This is a genomic window from Xenorhabdus bovienii, assembly GCF_024721015.1.
Lineage (GTDB): Bacteria > Pseudomonadota > Gammaproteobacteria > Enterobacterales > Enterobacteriaceae > Xenorhabdus > Xenorhabdus bovienii.
On the sequence record NZ_JANAIF010000030.1, the window covers coordinates 43151 to 49500 of the forward strand.

Below are 6350 nucleotides of genomic sequence, written 5' to 3' on the forward strand. Positions count from 1 at the left end.
TAAATTATTCCTGAGAAATCAATTGAGTTGTTGGCGCCATGCATTCAGCACGTCAGTACGGGTAACCAGACCCAGAAAACGATTGTTATCATCCACAATCAAAGCCACATGACCCGCATCAAAAGTTGCAGTCAACTGCTCCAGTGGAGCCTTTTTATTGAGGGTATTAACTTGACCCGTCATTGCCTTGCTGACTGGCAAAGAGAAATTATTAGAATCTGAGTGAATGGCATGCATTAAATCCCATTCATCAATGATGCCCACAACCTGTTCATTTTCGAGCACAGGTAACTGCGAAATGTCATACAGGCGCATTCGGCCATGAGCGATTTGCAGAGTATCCTGCGGCGAAACTGAAACTGTTGCACCATCCCGATAACGATAAGTGACGTAATCAGTCAAATCGTTCTCTTGTGGCTGTGAACGTAACCCTTGCTCCAATAACCAGTAATCATTAAACATCTTCGACAGATATTTGTTACCGCTGTCACAGGCTAACGTCACCACCCGTTTTGGCGTCTTCTGGGCGCGGCAATAACGTAGAGCGGCGGCCAGTAAAGTTCCTGAAGATGAACCCGCCAGAATGCCCTCTTGCAGGAGCAAATCTCTGGCGCTGGAAAAGGCTTCTGAATCAGTAATCCGATAGGCATTCTGAACTTGAGAAAAATCCCCGAGCGGCGGGATAAAATCTTCGCCAATACCTTCAACAAACCAACTTCCGGCTTCATCGTAACGGCCGTGCTCAACATAATCTGCCAGAATTGACCCTTTCGGATCAGCGAGAACAAATTCCGTATCGGGGGAGACTTCCCTGAAGTATTGGCTCAAACCGCCAAGCGTACCGCCAGAACCCACACCAACCACCACAGCATCCACGTTATGCTCCATCTGTTGCCAGATTTCGGGGCCTGTCGTCGTCGCATGAGCCAGTGAATTCGAGGAATTGTTGAACTGATCGATATAATAGGCGCCACTGATTTGCTTCGACAAACGCAGCGCGTAGTCCTGATAATACTCAGGATGCCCCTTGCCAACATCAGAACGGGTCAGACGCACATCCGTTCCCAATGCCCGCAAGTGATAAATTTTTTCTCGGCTCATCTTATCAGGCACAACCAGAATCAGTTTATAGCCTTTCATGGCAGCGACCAGCGCCAGCCCGATACCGGTATTACCGGCTGTCGCTTCAATGATGGTTCCACCTGGCTGCAACAATCCCTGCTTTTCAGCCTTTTCAATCATTGAAAGAGCTACTCGGTCTTTAATAGAGCCACCCGGATTTTGGTTCTCCAACTTGATAAACAACTGGCATAGGCCAGTATCCAGATGGGTCAGCTCCAGTAGCGGAGTATTCCCAATCAGTTCAAGAACCGAACGTGGTACAGCCATATTAGCCTCTTGATAATCAGTGATATTTGCAAACTAAAACTTTCAGATTGGTAAAGAATAACGCTGCATGGCAATGAATTTAAAAGAACAAATAAAAACTATATATAACAAAATGTGATTAATTCTATATTAATAGATAGGTCGTTATTTTTACTAAATACCTGGCCAACCCGATGAAAAGGGTATTTCTTTAACATCAATAGATCATCAATGGCGCTCTAAAATTCTACACTACACGCCCAAATTCCCTACAATTTCTTCAAGATGAAATATCATCTTTCGACTTTTTCTATAATACAGAGGAGATATGTTATGTATACGCACACTGAAGCAGCAAAATTGGCATCATTAATCATGTACGCATATGATATGAATGAAAAATATTACAATAATCCCACTCCCCCTGCTGATCCACGTATCAAAGAGGATGGATGGAATCTTATCGCTTATATTTCCGGAGATGACACCTCTTTCTCAGTAGAAAAAAAAATGTTGTTCACATTGCCGAAGAGTATCTGTTACGGATATATTGCAGAGAAGAAGGACGCACCGGGAAAGTATGTCATTATATTCCGAGGAACGGATGACACAAACCTTCTGGAGGATCTCCATGATATCATTGCCATTTTTACATCGCCTTGGTCTAGTGCCCCAGAACGGAAAGTAAGCCGCGGTTTTTATAGCGTTTACGACTCACTGAAACTCATTGCGTTTAATTCTGAATGTGATTGCGATTATAGCCAACTAAAACTGGCCGATGCGATTACTCAAATCATAGGCATAAACGGCCAATTCACAATACTCGCTCATAGTCTTGGAGCCGCCATCGCTTCTTATTTGATGTGTGATATCGCTTTTTTAGCACCCAATCATTCTGCCTGTTTGTTTGCTTGCCCGAGACCCGGAAATAATGAATTTGTTGAATATGTTGATAATAATTTTAGCCACTATGAAGTATTCAACTATGCAAAAGATATCGTTCCCAATTTACCGCCTGATTTTCAGGGACTTGATATTTCTCAGCAATGGGACTACGAATATAAATCACTACCTAAGATCACCCTCCTTAATTCTCCGGAGGCCCTGAGCATAGCTGACAGCATAGGTTGCAACCACTATTTAACCAGCTACATTGCTATATTAGATCCAGATGAATTCACACGAGTTACAACAGGTAATGGCGCAGCTAGTCGTCATTGTGTAAATATGAATAAATAACCCGATATACAAATTGATATCAGCCAGATTAACTTGATTTTTTTTCTAACCACTGCAATACCTATTTCATGTTAGGAATTCACTCAATAGGAGAATAAAAATGAAATGGCGTAGTTACACATACGGTGCGATGTTACTGGCGGGTAGCCTGTTTAGCTCTGCCTTATGGGCGAAAGGCGAAGCGCACCTGTTGTTCCACATGGGGTTGGGAGCCAATGGCAAATTCTTTGTAGGGGGCATGCTGGAAAATAAAGGCGATAAACCAGTAGCAGGAGGCTATCTGGCGGTTTTACCTCTGAATACCAAATGTGAACCTCAGGCTCCGACAGTACAATCATTTGAATCACTGGCACCGGGAGAGAAAAAAGAATTCCGCATTCCCGTAAATACCCAACTAAGTGGCTATCGCCTGATTGGTTTTGGTGCTTATGATGATATGGGTTTTGCCCTCCCTACCGTGGATGAAACAGCAAAAGTGATTAAAGACCGAGAGCCTGATGAACGTAAAGCCTGTCAGTTAGCTAGAAAATCTGAAAAAATTGCGGTCAAAAAACAATAATATTACGTTTTATTTAATGAGTTGTTCTTTAGAAACTATCGATTAATTATCAGTCTTATTAAAGACTCCATGCTCATTTATTATTTTAAAGGATGGTTTATGATTTAAATAAGCCATCCTTTTTGTAAACCTTAATACTCATCTTCAATGTTTATGCACAGATAACTATCCGAAAAATCGAGGGCATTACAGCTTAATGATTTTCCGTGTTTATCCGTAATAACGCAAAGCCATCCCAACCTTTTTCACCGACTGTCTGTAAAGCCGTTACTGTGATTTCAGGACGGTTAAGCATGGTATCCAACGACTTACGCATACCTTCAACCTGCTCATCACGCTGCTGATGCAAAATAGCCCCGGCACGAACAACATTGTCCATGATGATAATACTTCCCGGATGTCCCAGCTTAATGGCCCAATCGAGATACAATTCACTGCTTTGCTTATCCGCATCAATAAAAATCAGATCAAAAAATGGCTCAGTGACCAGCGTCGGCAAGGTTTCACGAGCATCTCCCACAATAATCTTTATTTTGTGTGCAAGCTGCGCCTGGTCGATATTATGCTGCGCAACTTGAGCCATTCTGGGTTCTTTTTCCAATGTGACAAGTAGCCCGTCATCCGGTAATTCCTTAGCCATACATTGGGAACTGTAACCGCCCAACGTACCGATTTCGAGAATACGTTTTGCTCCGCTGATCTGCACCATCATCCTTAAAAACTGCCCCATAAGCGGGGAAACATCAATGGCAGGCAATTCTTGGCTGACATTATATTCGAGTGTCTTTTCGAGATGCGGTGCCGATTTTAATAAACTTTTTTTGAGATAATGATCAACGGCAGTCCACTGCTGCGGGTTAGTTTCTTGCTGCGGGTTAGAACTCATGACCACACTCCTCTTATTGCGATGGATAACAACAGTCGGTAAAGAAATAGGTAATAATGCAGAAATTCACAGTATCTGTTTAACCATCCTCCCCCACCTTCACGCTGACGTGACTCAGGAGAGGGATTCCCTTTTGAAGCCTATTGGGTATAACCATTAGGGTTTTGAGATTGCCAGCGCCATGCATCAGCCGTCATTTCAACAAGAGTGCGGCTGGCTTTCCAGCCCAGCTCACGTTCCGCTTTTTCTGGGCTTGACCAACATTCGGCGATATCACCCGGACGACGCGGACAAATTTCATAAGGAACAGGTTTGCCACAAGCGTGGCTAAATGCCGTGACCATTTCCAATACGCTAGTCCCTTTTCCGGTTCCCAGATTGTAGATGTGCAGACCTGATTTCTTGCCAACGGCATTCAGTGCCGCAATATGCCCATCAGCCAAATCCATAACATGGATATAATCGCGAACGCCTGTACCGTCATGCGTTGAGTAATCACTGCCATAAACGGACAGCTTTTCTCTGCGGCCTACTGCCACTTGAGCAATGTATGGCAGCAAATTATTAGGAATGCCCTGCGGATCTTCGCCCATAGTGCCAGAAGGATGTGCACCAACCGGATTAAAGTAACGTAACAATACTACCGACCAATCACTTTCGGCGTGATGAAGATCAGACAGACAGCGCTCAACCATATACTTGCTGGTGCCATAAGGGTTAGTGGTATTCCCTACGGCGGATTGCTCTGTAATTGGAACGATCTCCGGATCGCCATACACCGTTGCTGATGAACTGAAAATAATGCTTTTTACGCCCGCTTTATGCATGCTGCGCATCAGCACCAGCGTGCCATTGACATTGTTATCATAGTATTCAATAGGTTTAGCGACGGATTCCCCAACCGCCTTCAAACCTGCAAAATGAATCACCGACTGAATTTGATGGCGGGAAAAAATAGTATCGAGGAATGATTCATCACGAATATCCCCTTCATAAAACAGGGGCATCACACCCGTCAATGCCGCAATGCGCGCCAATACTTCGCGATTGGCATTGCACAGGTTATCGATAATGATCGGCGTCATTCCCGCTTCCATCATCTGAACACAAGTATGACTGCCGATATATCCCATTCCACCTGTCACTAATATTTCCACATTAACCTCTTTTTCAATCTGATTGACTCATACAAAGATCCAATAAACACGATATCACATTCTTCCGCGTGCCAGTTTCTGTTAGTGTCACTGTTTCACACAATAAAAATGATAACAAGAAAGAGTATAAAAAGAGTCAGTAAGTTAGTGAACAAGCGCTAAAGTATGGCAAAATTAATAGATAATAACTCACCCATAATATTCTATTGATCATGAAAGAAATTACTTTTACCCCAGTTAAAACCACTGCCATCGATGATCCCTTCTTCACCGTCATTCAGAGAGGCAACTTACCCAAATACCCTGATATTCAGGTAATGCAAACTTATTATGATCAGGCTTGCTATCAGGATATTTTATTTGATAAGTACGGTATTACCTATCCAGCAAGGCTACAGAACGCAGTAAACAAGCGGAAAGCTGAATATCTGGCGGCTCGCTACTGCACTCAACAGATCTTAAATAGCATGGACTATCCTGAATTTCAGGTCATAAATGCGCCAGATCGCTCTCCTGTCTGGCCTGATAAGATTTGCGGCTCCCTGTCGCACTCCGCCAACTGCGCCATTGTTTTTGCCGCTTCCCGCGAGACATATCAGATAATTGGGGTGGATATCGAACAAGAAATTAAACAGGATACTATCGATAGTGTTTCACGCACTGTCATTAATGAAACCGAAGCCGAATTACTGAAAGAATGTACACTCTCTTTCGCTCAAGCATTTACTCTTACCTTTTCCATCAAAGAGAGCCTTTTCAAGGCGCTCTATCCCCATGTAAAACGTTTTTTTGATTTTCATGCCGCTGAAATTACAGCCATTGATTGCAGTCATCGCACAGTGAGCATCAAATTGCTGAAAACGTTATCTGATGAATATCAGGCTGGCTCGCAATTTCATGGAAGTTTTGTGTTGATGCCGCAGCAGCAGGTGCTGACGTATTTGGTTGGTTAAGGGTTAGTGAGGTATGCCAGTTAGTGTTTGGCTGGCATCTTATCACTGGATTTAATCTGGCAGGCTAATACTGCCTCTATGCCTGACTTCTATAATTAGATTTGCTTTAGCTAAGTTAATCAATGAAATTATCTGCACTTTTGTTATAGTCGGTAATACAATACACTGACTTACCGCGTCCACTAATG

At 43.3% G+C, this 6350-nt stretch carries 6 protein-coding genes; 3 read left to right on the forward strand and 3 right to left on the reverse strand.

Annotation, left to right across the window (positions count from 1 at the left end; all coding sequences use genetic code 11):
- Positions 1–18: 18 nt before the first annotated feature.
- The gene (locus tag NXS07_RS10065; protein WP_258086674.1) at positions 19–1389 is read right to left on the reverse strand and encodes a pyridoxal-phosphate dependent enzyme; all 1371 of its coding nucleotides are present in this window, start codon (positions 1387–1389) and stop codon (positions 19–21) included.
- Between the two features lie 312 nt (positions 1390–1701).
- On the opposite strand from NXS07_RS10065, the gene NXS07_RS10070 reads away from it, so the two are divergent.
- Positions 1702–2607, forward strand: a complete 906-nt coding sequence (locus tag NXS07_RS10070) for a lipase family protein (RefSeq protein WP_258086675.1) — start codon at positions 1702–1704, stop codon at positions 2605–2607.
- Between the two features lie 100 nt (positions 2608–2707).
- Complete coding sequence (locus tag NXS07_RS10075; protein WP_258086676.1) at positions 2708–3166, forward strand: membrane-associated Zn-dependent protease 1; 459 nt, start codon at positions 2708–2710, stop codon at positions 3164–3166.
- 193 nt (positions 3167–3359) lie between these two features.
- Here NXS07_RS10075 and NXS07_RS10080 read toward each other — a convergent pair whose 3' ends face one another.
- Both NXS07_RS10080 and galE read right to left on the reverse strand, forming a co-directional pair.
- Positions 3360–4052: an O-methyltransferase gene (locus tag NXS07_RS10080; RefSeq protein WP_038222751.1), complete on the reverse strand. Its 693-nt coding sequence runs from the start codon at positions 4050–4052 to the stop codon at positions 3360–3362.
- Positions 4053–4192: 140 nt separating this feature from the next.
- Positions 4193–5209, reverse strand: a complete 1017-nt coding sequence (galE, locus tag NXS07_RS10085) for a UDP-glucose 4-epimerase GalE (RefSeq protein ID WP_012989845.1) — start codon at positions 5207–5209, stop codon at positions 4193–4195.
- Positions 5210–5421: 212 nt separating this feature from the next.
- On the opposite strand from galE, the gene NXS07_RS10090 reads away from it, so the two are divergent.
- Positions 5422–6162 carry a 4'-phosphopantetheinyl transferase family protein gene (locus tag NXS07_RS10090; RefSeq protein ID WP_038204866.1) on the forward strand — a complete coding sequence of 247 codons (741 nt, stop codon included), beginning with the start codon at positions 5422–5424 and terminating at the stop codon, positions 6160–6162.
- The last annotated feature ends 188 nt before the right edge of the window (positions 6163–6350 follow it).

Coding starts and splice junctions, on each gene's coding strand:
- NXS07_RS10065 (WP_258086674.1), bottom strand. CDS start 1,389: ATGGCTGTACCACGTTCGGTTCTTGAACTGATTGGGAATACTCCGCTA.
- NXS07_RS10070 (WP_258086675.1), top strand. CDS start 1,702: ATGTATACGCACACTGAAGCAGCAAAATTGGCATCATTAATCATGTAC.
- NXS07_RS10075 (WP_258086676.1), top strand. CDS start 2,708: ATGAAATGGCGTAGTTACACATACGGTGCGATGTTACTGGCGGGTAGC.
- NXS07_RS10080 (WP_038222751.1), bottom strand. CDS start 4,052: ATGAGTTCTAACCCGCAGCAAGAAACTAACCCGCAGCAGTGGACTGCC.
- NXS07_RS10090 (WP_038204866.1), top strand. CDS start 5,422: ATGAAAGAAATTACTTTTACCCCAGTTAAAACCACTGCCATCGATGAT.